Source organism: Leptothoe sp. LEGE 181152 (assembly GCF_032906605.1).
In the GTDB taxonomy this organism is placed as follows: domain Bacteria; phylum Cyanobacteriota; class Cyanobacteriia; order Phormidesmidales; family Phormidesmidaceae; genus Leptothoe; species Leptothoe turfae.
In genome coordinates this window covers 59,847-78,219 of record NZ_JASATU010000014.1, presented here as the reverse complement: position 1 = coordinate 78,219, position 18,373 = coordinate 59,847, and the positions used below count along the sequence as shown (strand labels likewise).

Here is an 18,373-nt window from a genome sequence, read left to right as displayed (position 1 = left end):
GTACGAAATTCCTATTGTTGTGATTCAGCGATGTTTGTCTCCCTTAACCTAGACAGGCTCTAGTTGACTAAAACAGGAAAAAAATTGTTTGCTTTATAAAAATATTTTTTATTCCTTATTACGTATAAGTCTTGGTGGTATTTTACACACGCATAAAGCCCTTCGGTTTGAAAGGTTCTATCTAATAAAGGTTTTACGGCTCTTTAAATCGTTGGGGAATCCTTTCCAGGATACGATTGCCAAACACATGATCCAGACCTAAATCGTTCATGTGTACGTAACCAATATGACAGTGGCATGTGTCATTAGTACAGACGCGTTCCCGTAGGGCCTCTTCAAAGTTGGGATGATAAATATTGCCGATGGGGGCTTTAATAAAATGGCATCGGCGCATAGTTCCTTCTCCATCCACAGAGAAGACCGATTTCCCGGTGCGGCATGCTTTACCAAGACTGGGGTAATAGTGGGTGTTTAATTCGTAAAGTGGATCAATGGTTTGGAAAAAGACGCGGTCTTCTGGGGTAAGTTGAGGCAGCTCAGCTTTGACGGCGTTGATCCATAGATAGACGTTGGGGGGCAACGCTTTGCGAAGAGATCGAATGGCGGGGATGAATTTTGGAAAACCCACGACACCAACACTAAATTGGATGTTTTGGTTAATAAGAGTTTGACACTTTTGTAGAAAGTGTTTTTCATTGGACCATTCTGGATGAAATGTAGCCCAGAGAGCTAGAGTGTTTGGCTCTGCCTGATTTATCCAGTCTAACTGGCAAGATAAATTGGTTTGGATGGCGACTTTTTGTACATTGGGTAGGTGGGATAGATGACTGAGATTCTTTTGATACCATTTATGAATTAATGCTTCGCCCCATGGGGTGAAGAGAATGCCAAAGTTGTGTTCAGTGTGTTCTGTAATCCATTGGACAAATCGTTTTAAGGCCTGGCGGTCCACATCGAGTTCGGTAGCCGTTTGTTGACGTTTGGCAAAGGGACAGTAATGACAGCCGTAATTACAGCTGATTAGAGGGCCTCGATAAAGAATGCTGAGATCCATGTTTGATTGATTGAATGGTTATTATTTGATTTTATAGGTGTGCATTAGGGTGTTGACATTGGCTGAAAATAGGCTGGGGCCAATGGCATCTGAGCGTTCTAGACCTAGTTCAGTAGGGTGCAGGTGGTGATGGTGTTGTTGCAGAAGCTTCAGAGTTAGGAAATGCTGTAGCTTTGGAAAATCGGTTAATGCGTCCGTGTGAAAGCGATCGCAATACCCCCCCATATCTAACCCCTCTTGAGACAGTAAAGACAGTAAAATAAATCGCCGCTGTTGTTCTTCTCGATTTAACTCAAAGCCATAGTTAACGATGTCAAAATCTTGATCAGTACTATCAATGTAGCGAGCTAGGATATGTTTGATTTCTTTGGCATTGACAGCATAGTCATAGGAATAATGAAGTGCTTGAGTGTAGGAGCGGGCTCCGCAGCCCAGGCCTATCATGCCATCGACCTGACAGCAGTAAACAGGACCGGAACGTGAATTCACATCGATTTTCCGAAACATCCGCATTGAGACCTGTTCGTAGCCCTGGTCTAATAATAAATCTCGCCCAGCGCGATAACAGTCTAATCGATGATCATCCCAGGCCTGATTAGTCATTCCTAATCCCGTTAAGGGTCGCACATACAACGGATACAGATATAACTCTTCCGGTTGAAACTGTAGCGCAGTGTGGATAGACTGCAGCCAGCTGTCTATGGTTTGTCCAGGCAATCCATAGATCAAGTCGATATTCAAGGTGGGAAACTCAATTTCGCGAATACGACACAGCACATCTTTAACGACTTCAGCGGTTTGACGACGTTGGGTGGCTAGCACTTCGCTATCGATAAAGCTTTGCACACCGATGCTAATGCGATCGGTGCCATAATCAAACAACAGATCTAATTTTTCTGGGGTGGCGGTGTCAGGAGAGACTTCAACAGATACGGGAATTGTTTGCAGGGGTGCTCCCATCGTGGTTGCTGCAATCTCTAAAATCTGTGCCAGGGCTTTAGTGGGGAGTTGGGTGGGGGTGCCACCGCCGAGGGCAAACCGGGCAAATGTTGGATTATCAAGACTCTCCTGAACACGATGGGCCTGTCGTTGAACGGCCTTGATATAATTGTTGATAAAATCATTATCCTGGGTCACCGTGGTGAAGAGATTACAAAAGCCACATCGCATCTCACAAAAGGGAATGTGAATATACAAAAACAGTGAGTTCTGGTCTTCTTTAGACCATACATCGTGAACAGATTTTACTGGTAAAGGTCGATAACTGGTCTTGTGAGGATAGGAATAAACATAATGTTGATAGGGTGATTGAGTTAATAAGGGAACAGGGACTGTCATAGGAGAAATCCAAGAAAGGATTGGAAACTAACGATACGGTTTTATGACTACTTTATGACTACGTCTGCATAGGGAACTGTCCACACAACTGGATGGGCACAACGGTGACCAGTGTAACCATCTTCACCATAGGTGGTGCCATGGTCTGAACAGAGAATGGCATAGGTGGGGGCGCGACATCTCAGACCTTGCCAGAGGGAAACCAGGGCCTGATCAACATACTCTAATGCAGCACCGTGGCTTTCTATGGAGTCTGCTTGGGCTCCGGGTAAGTAGAAATAGTTGGGCTGATGCAGGGCTGATAGGTTAATAAACAGGAAAATACGTTGTTGTTTGGGAATGACTTGAATGCGATCGCAAGCCAACTTCACCTGACATTCCGTAGACTGCGGATTTGTCACTCCTAATTCCGGTGACCAATACCGTTCCTGAAACAGATTGGGGAGTACACAGCTAAGGGGATTTAGTTGATTAAAAAAGCCTACCCCACCGATACAAATGGTGCGATAACCTTTGGCCGCTAACCCTTCCGGCAGACTAGGGGCATCTAGTACACAAGTTTCTGGGGTGATGGTGGTACTGCCCGCAAAATTTAAGGCAAAGGGGCGGGGGTGCTTTCCCGGTGTGATGGGAGTGGGTAGAAATCCGGCAAAGAAGGCTTGATGAGCGGCATAGGTAAAGCTACCGGGAGAGTGCCGGGCCTCCCAGCCTTGGGGAATTAATTGGGCTAAGTTGGGTAAGCGGCCTTGTTCAAATAACCGTTGGGCCACATCGTAGCGGAGGGTGTCGAAAGTGAGTAGTAGAATGTCATGGGTGCCGACCAGCTGATTGACGTTTAGTCTGGTGGGTAGATGATGCGTGGACATGGGGTAACCCTTGGTGCTGCTGGAGTAAGGTTTTTATTTCTGTGGTGTAGGTGTCTTGGCCTTGCCAGGTAATGCCCCTGAGTAAATCGCCAAAGGCATTAACTTCTAAGACATAATGGTTCTTGAGATTGGGGGCAATGAGGAGGTCAATGCCACAGTAAAGGCTTTTGGGAAAGCAGGCAGCGGCCCGTTCGCAGGTGTGCATCATGGTGGCCCAGTTATCGGCGGTAAGGGCTGAGGGGAGATCGGTGATGGATTTGCGATCGCTACCCAAATGCAAATTGGTCATGGGGCTTTTCCCCACACGCACTACCACATGTTTAGCCTCTCCCCCAATCACCACCACCCGCAGGTCAAACTCTCTGCCCTCTATCCTGGCCTTAGGCATCCACGCTTCAACTTGAATAGTCTCTTTAGCAAGGAAGTTAATAATCTCGGCAATGTGTTGGGGATTGCGATATTGATAAACCTTGCGAGAATTATAAAATCGCAGCTCACCTTGCTCCATGGTACGCTCCACAGTGGTGATCGCCCGTTCGTAATCACCACGATAGTCATAGGCAACAACACCTGATGCCGATGAACCATGGGCAAGTTTAATAAAAACACGCCGACAGCCCTGCTGTGCCATCCGTTCCTTAAGCTGATCATAGTTCTGGATCGGCTCTTTGCGCACCAACGAGCATGGAATTGGAATATCGGCATTTTCTAAGATCCGCTGACACCGAATCTTATCAAACATGCTGACAATGTTATCTGGATGATTCATCACCTGCCCTTGCAACGGTTGCGCCCAAGATTGAAGACAATGTCGCCAACCCAAATACCATTGGCGCGGGTAGAGAATTCTGCCTTTATCTTCAGGCAATTGATAGGCGGCTGTAGCGCTGATCCGCTGATGATCGCCCGAATCATCTACTACAGCGCCAGTGGCAACAAAACTGCGATCAACAACAAAGTTTCGTTCCGGAGCCTCAAACCGAAACCAAGCGTTAGATCCATCCCAATCAGTTAGAGAATTTTTTTCAGCAAGCAGCCCCTCATAGGAGACTAATTGAGCCATAGATAGACCACACCCCCTAAGCGCCTGTTGAAAGAGATCCACTCTACGGCTTTGAGGATTAGCGATGAGAACAAAATTGATCATATCAAGTTGACTATTAGTCATCTATGGAGGAATCAAATAAATTAGGTTCCATTTTTAGCTGTAGAGACGTTGCATCCAACGGCTCTACAGCCAGTGGAATTCCTATTCAGACACCACACAATATCGACGAAATTCAGGGTCTTCGTCTTCCTCTTCTTGCCGCTGTCCATCAGCAATGATCTGCATCCCTAACGTCGTCAACTGCTCGATTAGCGCATCCGAGAGATAACTTTCCGACACATTTAAGATTTCTAAATCACGAATAGCAGGGCACGCCAACAACTCAGTGGCTCCCGCATCTGAGAGCGTCCCCAGAGACAGATCTAACACCCGTAACCTTGGCAGCAGGGCAGACTTTACCAATCGTTCTATAAGTTCATTGGTAAATTTGCTATTGCGCAGTCCCAGGTAAGCCAGATTGGGAAAACACAGATTATCCAAAACAGGTTCTAGATCTTGTTCCCAGCAATCACCACCATAGTTGTCACTGCCAAACCAAAATTCCAAATGCTCCAGGGCAGGCAGCTCCCAATTATAAATTTGATAAACTGTATCGCGACTGAGGCCACCCGTTTCAAGGATTAAGGCCTTCAGATAGTCGTGCTTAGTTGGTGTTGTAAACGTCAGTCCTGTGCCACCCCGCACCTGCAAAATTTCTAACTTAGGATAGGCCAGCAAAAGAGGAGACATATCACTTTGCTGTAGCCAGGAAATTTCACATTCCTCATAGGTAATATCGCCAATAAACAGAGCTTTCAGATTTGGTAAACGATCATTGATTTCCGCTAATGTACTGACCAACTTAGCTGTTGATGATTCCTCCGTGCATACGTCCCCATCCCCTTGCCAAAGGCCTAGGACCAAGGCCTCAATATCAGTAGCTTCAGGTCTGTTTACGAGTTGCTGTAATACTTCAACTAGTGATTCGTCGTCGTCATAGTCACAACGCAGAGCATAGGCTGTGTTTTGGGGATTTGCTAAGGACTGATCGTGCTGAAATTCTTGGACTGTTCTATTGGCAAAGCGAGTGGTGTGTTTCCCTTCATATCCGCCATAACCTGTTAACCGTTCGGTCAGGTTCCAACCGGGTACCGTATGCTGAGCTCCATTGAACGTGGGTGAATCAGTCATAGTTGAAAACGTGAGAAGACCGCAAAACTTCTTGAATTGGAAATGTCAGTAATGCACCTGCTCTAATGACGTCTTAGATTACCCACACGTTGCCTATGGCTTGCCTGAAGGCGGAAATATGGGAATACGATTTCAGTGCTGACCTGACAATAGCGCAATCAGTATCGCGCCTACACCCAATAATAGTTCATATGAACTATTATTGGGTGACAAGGTGTGCACTCCGAAACATCAATTCTTTAAAAGAGGGCTTATGTGAGTGATGGTTTTGGCTGTGGGATTTTGGGCCAAAGACCACAGATAATAGGTGTGATGCCCAGGGAGATTGCGATCGCACTACCCATAAAGTTTAGAAGTCTTAACACCTCAAGACATAGATAATTTCCTTCTCATCTTCATATATATGAGTTTAGGTACCCCAAAAGGACGCCTCCTAACGTTATGACTACCTTTCAATACACCAGCCTGATTGCGGCCTCAACTGCGACCGTTTGGCGTTTTCACGAACGGCCTGATATCCTTACCCTTCTGACACCACCCTGGCAACCTGTCGAAGCCGTCCGTCGTGAAGGTGGCCTTGGCCCTGGAGCCATCAGCGAGTTTCGTCTGTGGCTAGGGCCTATTCCTATCACCTGGATCGCCCGCCACACCGATGAATATGAACCCAATCGGTTATTTACAGATATCCAAGAAAGCGGCCCACTGGATGCCTGGACCCATCGCCATCGGTTTGAATCCGAAGGTGAGCAAACGCGGTTAACCGACGATATTGTCTTCACCTTGCCGGTAGAGTGGGCCAGTGAACCCCTGATTGGCTGGTTTGTCCTACAGCGTTTGCAGGACATGTTTGACTATCGTCATAAGGTGACGCGGGAGGCTTGTGAGTAGCCCTCACCCTAAATCCCTCCCACCAGGGAGAAGGACTTTGCAGGAAGAAACCCAACTAAAAACTAAAAATTCCCTAAGAAAATAAAATCAATTAACGCCCAAATTTTGGATGTACAAACGTTCCATGGAACGTCTCGTCCATATTTACTTTTGGACTTTTTTATTTATAGCTTGCTCTTACGCAATATCCGCTGGCGGTTCTCCTTTTTCCTTCAGTTGCTGCAATTGTGCCCGCATCACCTGCTCCAGCATGGTTCGCGGCACCTCAATGCCCTGACCTTTTCCCTTTACCTGCATAAAAATAATGCTGTCTAGCTGCTTTAGCGATAACAGCTGAAACAGTAGGTGGGTGCTGGGATGAGGCAGTGCCATCATCTGAGGATTATCAGCTGCGCTGGCTGCTGCCGCTTCTAGGGATGGGTATGCATAGACGACCGTTTTCGTTGTTTTGGGATCTTGCCGACCACGCAGTGTCGTCATGACCCAGCCCTGTCCTAAAGACTGGACGACGTAATATAGTTGTCTTGGCAGTTGACCCGCGATTTCCTTTAACAGGGGTGCTACCAACGAAATTGCCTGACCAGTTGTCTGATCCGGAGCTTCATCAATCAAAGTTTGAATTTGTTTTTCGATATCCATCTGACTTTTTTGATAGTTTCGTGAAAATTACTGACTTTTGTTAGAACGTGCGGAATACTGTCTATGCTCAGGTGAGGGAATGCCTGGGACGCTCTAAGCTCTAATGACCACGCTGCTAATGCTTGAGGAAACGTCTACAACGCTCGTAGAAGCACTTAATACAGAAGTTTTGAAGTTGCTCAAGCAAGCGACCAGAACCTCCGAAAAAAGTTGCCAGGCTGTCGCCGAGCGCATCTGTAGTGAATCGCTTCGTATTTGTACAGAAAGCCAACGTATTCAAAATTCTGGAGATGTAAAAAGTTGGGCATTTAACCTCGCTAATCATCGAGTTGACCAGTGCATTCGCTATTACAAACTTAGCTCTGAACGGGGGCGCATCGAGCTGCATAGTACTCTCAGTGCCATTATCTATCGCTATATATCAGTTCCCTACGCTCAAACTAGCTATCAGGCGCGACTTTCCCTAATTGAAGATTTTCTACAAAATTTCTATAGCGAAGCAATCAATGCTTTTCGTCGGGAAAATCAGATGGAGGCAAACTTTCAGCCCCGCACGGCTCTGGAGCTAGCTGAATATATGGCCTTTACTGAGCGCTACGGTAAGCGTCGTATCCCTTTGAGGCGAGGACGGAGTCAACAGCTCATTATTTTGCGAGCCCAAACCTTTTCCAAGCAGCAGCCCCCAGAAACAGCGGTCGATATTGAGCAGGCCACTGAAGCTGCCAATGACAATGACCAAAGCTGGAAGAATGCACCCGTTCAGCGCCTACGGGAAGAAATTTTGCTGCAGTCTGACACCCAGCCAGAGGATAATCTGCGGGAGCGAGTTGTCGACGAGTTGATGGTTTACCTGAAAGATAAAAAGCAAGAGGATTGTGCCGACTACTTTAGTTTGCGGCTTATGGATCTGCCTGCCAGTGAAATTGAAGATTTGCTAGGCCTCACATCCCGTGAGCGCGATTACCTGCAGCAGCGCTTTAAGTATCATTTGCTGCGGTTTGCGCTGACGCATCATTGGGAATTGGTCCATGAATGGCTCGGTATTGAGTTAGAAAAAAATTTGGGATTAACACCTCAACAGTGGGATCACCTACAAGAAAAAATGGACCAGAGCCAGACAAAATTACTACAGCTCAAACAGCAAGGGCTTTCTGATGCGGATATATCGCAAGCGTTGGGTTTGAGCTTGACTCAAATTAGGAAACATTGGTCTAAACTGCTTGAACAAGCCTGGGAATTACGTAATCTATCAGTTAGTTGACTCCGTTAGTTGACGATCGACTTTTTTTGTGTAGACAACCGAGCTAAATTTTTTACACTCTCGGTTTTATCATCCGGATCAGGGGTATTTAGCCATGAATAGTGAGTCAGAAAATTTGAAGCGCTTATTGCTAGAGTTTTTAACTTTTGACCGCTCGGCGTCCCCTATGTCAGGGGGTGAGCCTACCCCATCGACAGGATCCAACCCATCAGCAGTTTGTGCATCTGAAGTCGGATCTGACGCTGTATCATTTGACTTTTTATTTGAAACGGGTCAGTCGTTTAACTTCGGAGATAAAACCACTGTGCAAGATCGTTTCCACACACTTTTAAAACACCGATTCCAAACGGAATTTGCCAATCGGCCCCCACTGTTTCCTTGGGAAGCAGAAGTGCGTGAGTATCCGACTGAGATACCCATGCCTGCCTATGCTCAATCTATTAGCCGACTGTGGCTTGAAAACCCACTGCGGTTTAGCATATCGAGCAAGTTGCCTGAGGCTGTTTTGCAACAGCTATTAGACCGCTGTCAGAATATGGCTCAGTCTACTCAAAAAGAAGGCATTAAGCTCATCAAAATTGTCGAGTCCATGTTTCCAGATTCTTTGGAAGCCCTGGAGCCAATTGCCAATATTGTGCTGACGCCGGCTTATCGAGACCCTACCCTGAAAGAAGCCACCTTGAAAGAGGTTGAAAACATGGCTGGTGGCTATGAACAAGCCACTGCTGAGCAGCAAATCGCTTTGACCATGTTGGCCTCGATAGAAATTATGTCCGCACTGGCATTAACTGTGTCGGCTACAGATCCTACAGCTAGCCGTGATTGGGTGACTCCCCAGGGTGTGGTTCACTTGGATGTGAACTATACAGGTGCGGTTTTGATTATCAATGTAACCATGCCTATGGGTGGCAGTATTCAACTTATTGGAGCTGATGCAGATAGCCAGTCATCTCGCCCTGAAGCAGGTATGCTGACGCTGGCAAAAACAGCTCCGGTCGTTGGTGGTTCTTACTCCTTGGAAGTGTCCTTGGATAATGATTGCCAGCGTCCTTTGCGATTTTCAGTTATGGTTTTAGAGGCATCTGCAAGCTGAGCCCGCTAGGATAAGAATACGCCGACTGATGATGTGTTTGCGCGTTTTTGCCTGGTATGGTTTCTCCGATTTCTACCCCTAATAATTCATCTCAAGATTTGAGTTCATCATGGCGGCAGCGGCTATCGGCCCTGCCGCCATCTGTACCTGAAGACTCGATTGCTTTGCGGGTTTTGGTGCAATGTTTGGTGACAGTGGGGATCGGTAGTCTCAGTGTGGCTGCTTCGGGGGTAACGGATACGTCTGTATGGAATCTGCTGGCGATTCCGCTCAGTGCTGCGGGCGCTTACTGGAGCTGGCGGAGTCGTCGCCGTCGAAATATTGCTGCTAAGTTTCTGATCGCCGTGGGCATGTTGTTGGCCCTGGCGTTTTTTTTAGGGCGGATGGTGAGCATCCCTGGCGATACTCGGATTGTGCTGGCTGAATTGTTGATCCATTTACAGGTGCTCCATAGCTTTGATTTGCCACGACGTAAGGATTTGGGCTACTCAATGATGATTGGTCTGATTCTGGTGGGGGTGGCCGCTACGATCAGTCAAACGCTTCTATTTGGTCCGTTTTTGCTGTTGTTTCTTTTACTGTCGCTACCGGTGCTGGTTTTAGACTATCGTTCTCGATTAGGTCTATTAAACTGGCGGCAGATGTCCGTGGGGATATCCTGGCGGCAGTTCGGGAGCATTATTGCTGTAGTTGTAACGTTGGGGCTTTTGATTTTTATCGCGATGCCGCGATTCCCAGGGTATCAACTTCAAACCTTTCCAGTGAGTGGCAGCATTGATGTGACTGGCGAGGCCAATAGTAGGGAAATATTTAATCCAGGCTATGTGAGGCGAGGCAATAACAATACTGGCAATGCAGACGAGGAGCAAGAGGGCTCTGGTGTTAGCCCTGAGGATGGGCCGGGCCGTATTAATCCTGATTTTTACTATGGGTTTAACCGACGGATTAATCAAAACCTGAGGGGTGAGTTGGAACCGCAGGTGGTGATGCGGGTGCGATCGCAACGGGCAGGTTTTTGGCGTGTTATGGCCTTTGATAATTACACTGGCCAGGGTTGGGAAGCATCTCGTGGCGATGAGTTAGCCGAACTCAGACGCTCTCCGCTGTCCTATCGATTTTTACCGATTACTCCGCAGCCCATTGGCCGCAATGAAGAGGTTGTTCAGACCTACACCATGGTGCAGGACTTTCAGAACTTGGTGCCTGTTCTCTATACTCCCCATTCAGTGTACTTTCCAGCTGATGAACTAGCCATGGATCCTGAAGGAGCCCTGCGACCCTCTGGGTTGCTGCCTGAAGGTCTGACGTATACGATTGTTTCCAGGGTTCCGGTACGGGATATTCAGCGTCTCAATCAAAGTTCTACGGAGTACAATGGCTCGATTCGGCAGCACTATTTGCAGGTGCCTGATGATATTCGCGATCGCATTCGTACAGAAACCGAGCGTTGGCTAGCCACATCAGAGGAGCCCTTGAATACTCCCTATGAAAAAGCGACATTTTTAGCCCAGATTCTGCGGGATAACTACACCCTGCAAACGGAGCTGCCCTATTTCGAAGAAGATGAAGATCTGGTCAGTGCTTTTCTGTTTAAGTACACCGGGGGCACCCGCGATCAATTTTCCACAGTGCTGACGGTAATGCTACGGTCTATTGGCATTCCAGCCCGATTGGCCACCGGGTTTGGCACAGGCCAGTTTAACCCCTTCACTGGGTTTTACATCGTTCGCAACACCGATGCCTATGCTCTAACTGAGGTATATTTCCCTGAGCACGGCTGGTTTTACTTCAATCCGATTCCTGATGGTCTGCTTTTTTCGCCTGATGATAGTGGTGCGAATCCCTTTAGTGTTCTGCGGCAGCTATGGCGCATATTAGTGGGGGTTTTACCAGCTCCTGTTGCCCAATTTATTCGACGTGGGTTTCAGGTGCTGGTGTTGGTGATTGGCACAGTCCTACGGTTCTTATCACGTTTTAGTGGCAGAGGTTTACTGAGTGCCCTCTGGTATCTGGTGGGTTTCACGGGGTTAAGTTTCTTGGGATGGTTGATGTTTCAAGGCTGGCGACGGTGGCAGCGTCGGCTTAAACTCAGTCGTCTAGCCCCCATGGAGCAAATTTATCAACAAATGTTGTGGATTCTGGCTCAGCAGGGCTATGGCAAACGCGCCAGCCAAACTCCCTTAGAATATGCAGCAGGATTACAACAGCGCCCAGATTTTCGCCAGGGTAGCTTAGTTCGCCAGATAATTGATCGCTACATTTGCTGGCGTTACGGTGGACAAACGGTGGATGTGGATGGTTTACAGACGAGACTGCAAGAGTTACGACGGTCTGGACGGTAATCGAAAATATTGTCCAGTTTGATACTATCTATCAAATGATTTAGCGGTAAAAGCTGCTGCAATTTTTTACAATCACCTAAGACATTGGAGAGTTTTGAAGTCTAAGTTTTGAGTTTTGGGTTGTGAATTTTACAGCTCAACTCAAAATACTCAGCAAGCTGAGAAGAGCAAAGCTCTACAAAACTCAAAATTCAAAACTTACAGAAGAGGTCAGTCCGTGGTTAGTCTAAAACAGCTTGTTAAGAATCCTCTCAAAGTCTTTGGTGCTGGTACAAAAGCTGGAAAAGGTTTTCGGCCAGAGGTGTTTGATAGTCATGTGATGACCACCTATGGTCGGTTTCCATTGGCATTGACCCGAGGTGCAGGCTGTCGTGTATGGGATGACCAAGGTCATGAGTATTTAGACTTTGTGGCGGGCATTGCCACCTGCACATTAGGCCATGCCCATCCAATCATGGTGGAGGCAGTGACCCAACAAATCCAGAAACTACACCATGTGTCGAATCTCTATTACATTCCAGAACAAGGCGCATTAGCCCAGTGGCTGACGGAACATTCCTGTGCTGATCGAGTATTTTTCTGTAACTCAGGTGCTGAGGCCAATGAAGGGGCGATCAAGCTGGCCCGTAAGTATGGCCACACTGAGCTGGGCATTGATGAGCCCGTGGTTATTACCGCCAAGGCTAGCTTCCATGGGCGTACCCTAGCCACGATTACGGCGACTGGACAGCCTAAGTATCAGAAGAGCTTTTCGCCACTTGTGCCTGGGTTCCACTATGTCCCGTTTAATGATGGCGATGCGTTGGAGGGTGCGATCGCATCCCTTAATGCTAGCGGACCTCGTGTGGCTGCCATTCTGCTTGAAGCCTTACAAGGAGAAGGTGGTGTGAATCCTGGTAATGTTGAATATTTCCAACGGGTACGACAACTGTGCGACCAGCATAAAATCCTGTTGATCTTGGATGAAGTGCAGGTGGGCGTGGGCCGTACTGGAAAAGTATGGGGATATGAGAACCTGGGGATTGAGCCCGATGTTATTACCGTAGCTAAAGGGTTAGGTGGCGGTGTGCCTATTGGTGCAATGATGTGCAAATCTAGCTGTGATGTGCTGGGACCGGGCGAACATGCTAGCACCTATGGCGGAAATCCCTTTGTCTGTGGTGTAGCCCTGGCGGTGTGTCAGACCCTGGAGTCAGAGAACCTAATGGCGAATGCTAGCGCCAGGGGACAGCAGTTACGGCAGGGTCTGCTTAAGTTGGTGGATGCTTATCCTGAGTTATTTGAACAAGCTCGCGGCTGGGGGTTGATCAATGGTCTGGTTCTAAACGGTGATGCACCCCTGACATCTTTGGACATTGTGAAAGCGGCCATGAATGAAGGCTTGTTGCTGGTGCCCGCTGGCCCTAATGTCGTTAGATTTGTTCCACCGTTGATTGTGAGCGCCGCTGATGTGGATGAAGCCCTGAAAAAACTCTCTAAGGCAGTTAAAATCCTGTCTTAGAGAGAGAGGGTTATTCAGTGTCAGTTGGCTACAGACACGGGTCGAACTGACAAGAATGATGCTGTTGCTTTAGCTATATTTGGGCGACATCTCTGGTGTAACGCTGGAGGATTTCAATAGATAATCAATCTTCTTGCGTTGCACCTTATCAAGCGTTGTCGGAAAAGACAGTTCAACAGTCACTTTCTCATCTTCCCAGGCGGCTGAACCCGATGCAGAAGCTTCAACTGAGATCAGCTGAGCTAGCAGCTTCATGGGGGCATGATTATTATTTCCGCTTCTGATTAATAAGCCAACAGGTGGCTGATTCTGCTGAATGTAGTCGCTACCGTGGAGAATTGTATCTGGCATCTCTAGTTTGAGATGGCGAGAACTTGCTGCGGTAATGATGGCTGGGTAAAAATGTCCTTCCCAGTAGACTTCGGTAGGAATATTGACCTGTTTTTGAACAACAGTTGCTTTGGCTGCTTTAGGTTCTCTAAATGCTCTGGAAAGAGCGGTAAATACAAACTGCACCGACTTTAAAAGATTATCGGGGTGAGGTCTGCTTTGGGAGTACCATTCATTGACATCGGCATAGATAACCAGTATCAGCATTTCCCACTGTTCCTGGGTCATGTCAACAAATTCCACAGCCACGGTGACTTCGTTATCTTTGACAACCTTGACTCGATGCACCTTAGCCTCAATACACACGGTCGAATCTGAATCTCCCCAAATCTGCAAGGTTAGGCGATCGGGCAGGTTTGGCCAATTGCTCAAGGAGAGTAGTGCACCTGTTTCACTAATGTTAATGGTTTTACCCACTAAGTCTTGGTATTGGCCATGGTTGTGAATGGCAATATCTAGTTCACGATTCAGACGATGCGCGTCTCGTACTTGTGGTTGTTCATAGGCAACCAGTAATGAGGCCACTAACAGGATGAGGTTAAAAACACACCATCCTGCATTAATGAGAACGGCTTCAGTAACGTTTGGATTGATCGCTAACCAGAAGGGGACAGCGAGTAAAGAGGTGACCAGGAGTGCTACCATCACTAAGGTGGCGCGGGAAGAGTTCCAGTCAAAGACTCGCTTAGTTACCGATACACCCTTATCTGTTACGTTAAAACTGCCAAGCTTTGGGTTGATCAAAGCCATCAAGGTAACGATACCGTTTTGAAATGCTAGGGCATATTCAAAGATTTCGTTCCAAAAAGAGAAACGTACTTGCTTTTGGGTGATGTAGTTGGCATACATGGCCAATACAATATGGGGTAATGCGTAGGCTAAAGTTTCAAGACCTATCCCGCGAATTAGGTTAATCCCCAACAGCAAATAGAGGACAGGAGCAAGGGCATATAAAAGACGTGGGAACCCAAAAAAGAAGTGGCTTGTTGCTGAAAAATAGCACAGTCTTTGTGCAAATGATAACTTGAGTTTGGGGTTAAATAATGGGTTTTCAATACGAAGGATTTGAGCCATGCCCCTTGCCCAGCGAACCTGTTGCCCTACGTAAGAAGCAAAGGTTTCAGGGGCAAGCCCGGCCACCATAATCTTGTCGTAATAGATTGATTTGTATTTTTTGGAGTGGAGCCTTAATGAGGTATGGCAATCTTCGGTAACGGTCTCAACAGCGATGCCACCCACTTCCAATAGGGGTTTTTTACGTACAACGGCAGCTGACCCGCAAAAGAAAGCGGCGTTCCAAAAATCGTTCCCTTTTTGAATCACTTTATAGAACAACTCATTGGCTACGGGTACCCGACCCCGAGTCAGCAAATTGCGCTCAAATGGATCGGGATTATAAAACCAGTGAGGTGTTTGAACTAAAGCTACTTTGGGATCTGAAAAGAAGCCGACTGTATTTTTGAGAAGGGGTTTGGCGGGAATATGGTCGCAATCAAGAATGAGGACCAAATCGCCATGGGTACGTTTTAGAGCCGTGTTAATGTTACCTGCTTTTGCATGGTTGTTATTGGGACGCGTGAGTAAAGTACAGCCCAGTTCCTTACACATTCTAGAGAGCTGTTTACGCCGTTCTGGATACTTACGACCATCATCAAGAATATAGATGGTCTTCTTCTCTTTTGGATAATCTAGCGCCAGAGCAGCCAGAGCTGTTTTACGAACAATGTTGACATCTTCGTTATAGGTGGGAATGTAGACATCAACCTTTAGCCACTGTTGTTGTGGAATGGTACTGATATCGATGGGGGTGCGATCGCGAATCCTTAATGTTTGAAAATAAGACAGTATTAGAGTACCAATCGCATACAGCTCAGCAACAAACAGCAGCAGGCTAAAGAACCCGTTCACCCAACCGTCCAGATTGAGGGTGTAGTTAACACGGTAGTACAGATACCGTAACGTCACCACAATGCTGATCCAAGCCATGAAAAGATGTAATGCTTCACTGGCTTGCTTTTGCGGTCGCTGGTTTTCAATCCATACGATTGCCCAACCCAATAGGGTTAAAAAAATAGCGACGATACCTTGTTGCCAAACTTCAAGCGGAGTCGTGATCAGTGGTATGGATGCCACCAGACACATCGTAATCAGTCCGAGCAGTGGCCATTTACCAAAAGGGGAGAGAACTTTTTCAAACACATGGGGCAACTGTAGCAACCCCTGAATGAGGGAAGGCTGATAAGAATTAGTTTTAGCGGGAGACATTAGGGTTATTCAGGATCAGAGAGACGGTTGAGATAAAGCTGTGAAATGCTGTAGAGTGGCAGGGCCATGATGATAATGCCAATGGGTAATGTCCACCAGTGATTCTCTAAAAAGAGTGAACTGCGCTGAATCACACCTGCATCAACAATTTGTCGCTTAGCAGATTCGTCTAGAAAACGCATGTTGTAGTCCTTCCGGTCATAGGGAGAAGGATTTGGCACCTTGCGTCCAATCAGGGTGGTGTCTCCATTGAGTGCCAGGAACAAAGGTTCAAGATCCAGGGCATCTTGTACCTCTCTCAGTCCAGCCTCTGTCTGAGCACTTAAGGCTAGAAGAATGTGCTCATTACTCCAGGGTGACAGTACTGCTTTGATTACGCCTTCATTGTCTTGAATACTCTGAATCTGGCTGTCGTTCCACTGACGTCTGAATTGGGCAAATAGTCTGAATCCATTGGCATTAAAGGCTTCTGAGAATGGAAATTGTTCCCGTAAACCGATGCCAACCCAGTGAAACTTACTTCTGTCTGCGCCAGGGATTGAGCTGTTTTTATAAACATTGAGTTTAATGCTCTCGGCCTTTGATAGTTTGCCTAGTCGGCCACTGAAGGCGAGCAAGGTTTCTATCTCAGCTTGGGAAGGGTTATCGGGAAGTGCGATCGCAGTTTTTGAGAGATCCTGCGGGGCCGTGAATGGATAGCCGACGCGAAACAGTTCTAAATCGGGTAATTGAGCAACGATATAACGAGAGAGTTGGAAGCTCGTATCATTGTGCAATGTTCCCCAGAGCTGTTTTTGAGCAGCCATGCCACATACGGTTGAATCTTGAGGATTCATCGTAAATTGCACCCGTAGCTCAGAATCAGGCTTCATCAGGTGAGGGGGCAAATCAATCTGATACGTCTGATTACTATGATTTTTTGTAGACAGTGGCTTAGAACCAATTGTCACATCGTCCAGGATAACCTCAATGGAAGACGTACGTGGATTAATCTGGGATGTATGGCTGTAGTGAAGCTTAAGGTTGCTACCGCGGCTAAATTGGCTGTCGGGTAATGCCCGGAAGTCAATTCGAACCGGTGGAGCATTTGTCCCTCGAACCGTTGTATCCTCAAACAGGTTGCCATGCTCGTCCTGGAGAGCGCTGAGTACAAACTCTTTCTCCTGGGGGAGATAACCAGGCCAATTGTGCTCATCAGGCGAGGTAGTCTCAGCTAAACTCTCGACTAGTAAGGCTTGCCCTGCTCCAATTGTTTGTTCCTGGAACTGAACCAAGAATTGTATAGCAAGCTGAACGCCTTCCTCACTGTTACCTGTAGCTACCAGAATAGGGTTACCTGTATCAGGATCCGCTGTTTGAGCTAAGATACCGACCTCTTCTTTGAGTGGGTTGCCATCTCCATCCAGGAGCTTATTTGCCGATAGACTAAAAGGCAAGTCCAGAGAAGTCAAAATAGATTGTTCAGCAGGTGTACCGATAACAACCAGACGCTCATTCCAGTCTAGGTCATCTGCTGAATTGACCAATCTAGCGGTCAACGGTCGGTATTCGGCAAGACGCCCGATTGATGCTTGATAACGTGCGGCGGTTGTCAACCATTTTTCACTGTAGGTTTTGGGGCGTAGATAAGCCAGTTTAGTGTCATCCAGGCTCAAATCATCAAAGAACGGATAGGGGTACTGATTAAAATCAGCCATAAAGTTCTTAGTCTTAAACTTAAACAAGAACTCTGAGTCTGGCAAAATCTCTGTCCAAAGAGCCGGATCGTTGGGATTAGTGCAGGTTTCAGACGTATTATGCTCAACTTCCATGTTGAGAAAATTCTCGTCTTGAATCAAATTTGCAGGTATGTCAAACAAAAATTGAGCGACTTCTGCTGCTGAGCGATCCAGTGGAACACTGCCAATGCTTGTGTCATTCATGCGAACTACAAGATTTGATTTCTCAGGTATTAAAGAAGGCGAGTGCCGCAGCTTAATCTGCACCTTAACATCAGTCAAATCCCAGTTTCTAGGTCGGCTGAAGTACATACTCGCGTCAGAATAAACGCCTTCTAGGCGAATACGGTTGCCAACACTGGCATCTCGATTAAATGGCAAGCGATATTCATAAGTGGGGGTTAGGTCCTCACCATCTTCATTTAGTGTTGAACCAGCGGTTGTGCTAGATGCTTCCTGGATTGTTGCATCATTGGAAGCACTTGCTCCTGCATTTTCCTCTTCAATGTTGCTACTAGGTAGTGGAAAAGTTTTTATTACCGTTGATTGAGAACTGTTTGTTGGTGTCTGAGCACTTGCTACCATAGGCAGTAGTAACGTAATTCCAAGACCTAGTAGACAAAATAAACTTACTCCAGATCGGAATAATCGTCGAAATAATTGTTGTCGCAGGGACAGAGTCCTTTTTAGCGTTGCTTTTTTAAGAGAACTATAAGGTTTAGGGAAAGACATATTGCTCA

The 18,373-nt window shown here is 46.9% G+C and carries 13 protein-coding genes; 5 read left to right on the top strand and 8 right to left on the bottom strand.

Annotated elements, in window-relative coordinates:
* Positions 1–193: 193 nt before the first annotated feature.
* The 5 genes from QGP82_RS07470 to QGP82_RS07450 form a co-directional block, all read right to left on the bottom strand.
* Positions 194–1,054, bottom strand: a complete 861-nt coding sequence (locus tag QGP82_RS07470; RefSeq protein WP_499058133.1) for an STM4011 family radical SAM protein — start codon at positions 1,052–1,054, stop codon at positions 194–196.
* Between the two features lie 21 nt (positions 1,055–1,075).
* Complete coding sequence (locus QGP82_RS07465; protein WP_499058132.1) at positions 1,076–2,392, bottom strand: STM4012 family radical SAM protein; 1,317 nt, start codon at positions 2,390–2,392, stop codon at positions 1,076–1,078.
* 47 nt (positions 2,393–2,439) lie between these two features.
* The gene (locus tag QGP82_RS07460; RefSeq protein WP_163663948.1) at positions 2,440–3,258 is read right to left on the bottom strand and encodes an STM4013/SEN3800 family hydrolase; all 819 of its coding nucleotides are present in this window, start codon (positions 3,256–3,258) and stop codon (positions 2,440–2,442) included.
* Entirely contained in the window at positions 3,200–4,405 is a 1,206-nt protein-coding gene (locus QGP82_RS07455) for an STM4014 family protein (RefSeq protein ID WP_499058131.1), read from the bottom strand. Before QGP82_RS07455 ends, QGP82_RS07460 begins: the two co-directional genes overlap by 59 nt.
* Positions 4,406–4,507: 102 nt before the next feature.
* A complete protein-coding gene (locus tag QGP82_RS07450) occupies positions 4,508–5,536 on the bottom strand; it encodes an STM4015 family protein (RefSeq protein WP_499058129.1) in 1,029 nt (342 codons plus the stop codon).
* Between the two features lie 441 nt (positions 5,537–5,977).
* On the opposite strand from QGP82_RS07450, the gene QGP82_RS07445 reads away from it, so the two are divergent.
* Positions 5,978–6,424, top strand: coding sequence for an SRPBCC family protein (locus QGP82_RS07445; protein ID WP_163663954.1), 447 nt, complete (start codon positions 5,978–5,980; stop codon positions 6,422–6,424).
* 177 nt (positions 6,425–6,601) lie between these two features.
* Here QGP82_RS07445 and QGP82_RS07440 read toward each other — a convergent pair whose 3' ends face one another.
* A complete protein-coding gene (locus QGP82_RS07440) occupies positions 6,602–7,063 on the bottom strand; it encodes a hypothetical protein (protein WP_006517892.1) in 462 nt (153 codons plus the stop codon).
* Between the two features lie 103 nt (positions 7,064–7,166).
* Here QGP82_RS07440 and hetZ point away from each other — a divergent pair, with 103 nt between their 5' ends.
* The 4 genes from hetZ to QGP82_RS07420 all read left to right on the top strand — a co-directional run bounded on the left by hetZ (position 7,167) and on the right by QGP82_RS07420 (position 13,260).
* Positions 7,167–8,324: a heterocyst differentiation protein HetZ gene (gene hetZ, locus QGP82_RS07435; protein WP_006517891.1), complete on the top strand. Its 1,158-nt coding sequence runs from the start codon at positions 7,167–7,169 to the stop codon at positions 8,322–8,324.
* Positions 8,325–8,418: 94 nt separating this feature from the next.
* Positions 8,419–9,417 (top strand): hypothetical protein, encoded by a 999-nt coding sequence (locus QGP82_RS07430; protein ID WP_163663956.1) that lies wholly within the window; start codon positions 8,419–8,421, stop codon positions 9,415–9,417.
* Positions 9,418–9,473: 56 nt separating this feature from the next.
* The gene (locus QGP82_RS07425; RefSeq protein ID WP_499058126.1) at positions 9,474–11,759 is read left to right on the top strand and encodes a transglutaminase TgpA family protein; all 2,286 of its coding nucleotides are present in this window, start codon (positions 9,474–9,476) and stop codon (positions 11,757–11,759) included.
* A gap of 217 nt (positions 11,760–11,976) precedes the next feature.
* Positions 11,977–13,260: an acetylornithine/succinylornithine family transaminase gene (locus tag QGP82_RS07420; RefSeq protein ID WP_163663960.1), complete on the top strand. Its 1,284-nt coding sequence runs from the start codon at positions 11,977–11,979 to the stop codon at positions 13,258–13,260.
* Positions 13,261–13,329: 69 nt separating this feature from the next.
* On the opposite strand, the gene bcsA is transcribed toward QGP82_RS07420, so the two are convergent.
* A complete protein-coding gene (gene bcsA / locus QGP82_RS07415; RefSeq protein WP_499058124.1) occupies positions 13,330–15,915 on the bottom strand; it encodes a UDP-forming cellulose synthase catalytic subunit in 2,586 nt (861 codons plus the stop codon).
* A gap of 5 nt (positions 15,916–15,920) precedes the next feature.
* Positions 15,921–18,218, bottom strand: coding sequence for a cellulose biosynthesis cyclic di-GMP-binding regulatory protein BcsB (locus QGP82_RS07410; RefSeq protein ID WP_499058122.1), 2,298 nt, complete (start codon positions 18,216–18,218; stop codon positions 15,921–15,923).
* Positions 18,219–18,373: the final 155 nt, after the last annotated feature.

Excerpts from the sequence above, each read along its gene's own strand:
- QGP82_RS07470 (WP_499058133.1), bottom strand. The coding sequence starts at position 1,054 with ATGGATCTCAGCATTCTTTATCGAGGCCCTCTAATCAGCTGTAATTAC.
- QGP82_RS07465 (WP_499058132.1), bottom strand. The coding sequence starts at position 2,392 with ATGACAGTCCCTGTTCCCTTATTAACTCAATCACCCTATCAACATTAT.
- QGP82_RS07460 (WP_163663948.1), bottom strand. The coding sequence starts at position 3,258 with ATGTCCACGCATCATCTACCCACCAGACTAAACGTCAATCAGCTGGTC.
- QGP82_RS07455 (WP_499058131.1), bottom strand. The coding sequence starts at position 4,405 with ATGATCAATTTTGTTCTCATCGCTAATCCTCAAAGCCGTAGAGTGGAT.
- QGP82_RS07450 (WP_499058129.1), bottom strand. The coding sequence starts at position 5,536 with ATGACTGATTCACCCACGTTCAATGGAGCTCAGCATACGGTACCCGGT.
- QGP82_RS07445 (WP_163663954.1), top strand. The coding sequence starts at position 5,978 with ATGACTACCTTTCAATACACCAGCCTGATTGCGGCCTCAACTGCGACC.
- QGP82_RS07440 (WP_006517892.1), bottom strand. The coding sequence starts at position 7,063 with ATGGATATCGAAAAACAAATTCAAACTTTGATTGATGAAGCTCCGGAT.
- hetZ (WP_006517891.1), top strand. The coding sequence starts at position 7,167 with ATGACCACGCTGCTAATGCTTGAGGAAACGTCTACAACGCTCGTAGAA.
- QGP82_RS07430 (WP_163663956.1), top strand. The coding sequence starts at position 8,419 with ATGAATAGTGAGTCAGAAAATTTGAAGCGCTTATTGCTAGAGTTTTTA.
- QGP82_RS07425 (WP_499058126.1), top strand. The coding sequence starts at position 9,474 with ATGGTTTCTCCGATTTCTACCCCTAATAATTCATCTCAAGATTTGAGT.
- bcsA (WP_499058124.1), bottom strand. The coding sequence starts at position 15,915 with ATGTCTCCCGCTAAAACTAATTCTTATCAGCCTTCCCTCATTCAGGGG.
- QGP82_RS07410 (WP_499058122.1), bottom strand. The coding sequence starts at position 18,218 with ATGGTAGCAAGTGCTCAGACACCAACAAACAGTTCTCAATCAACGGTA.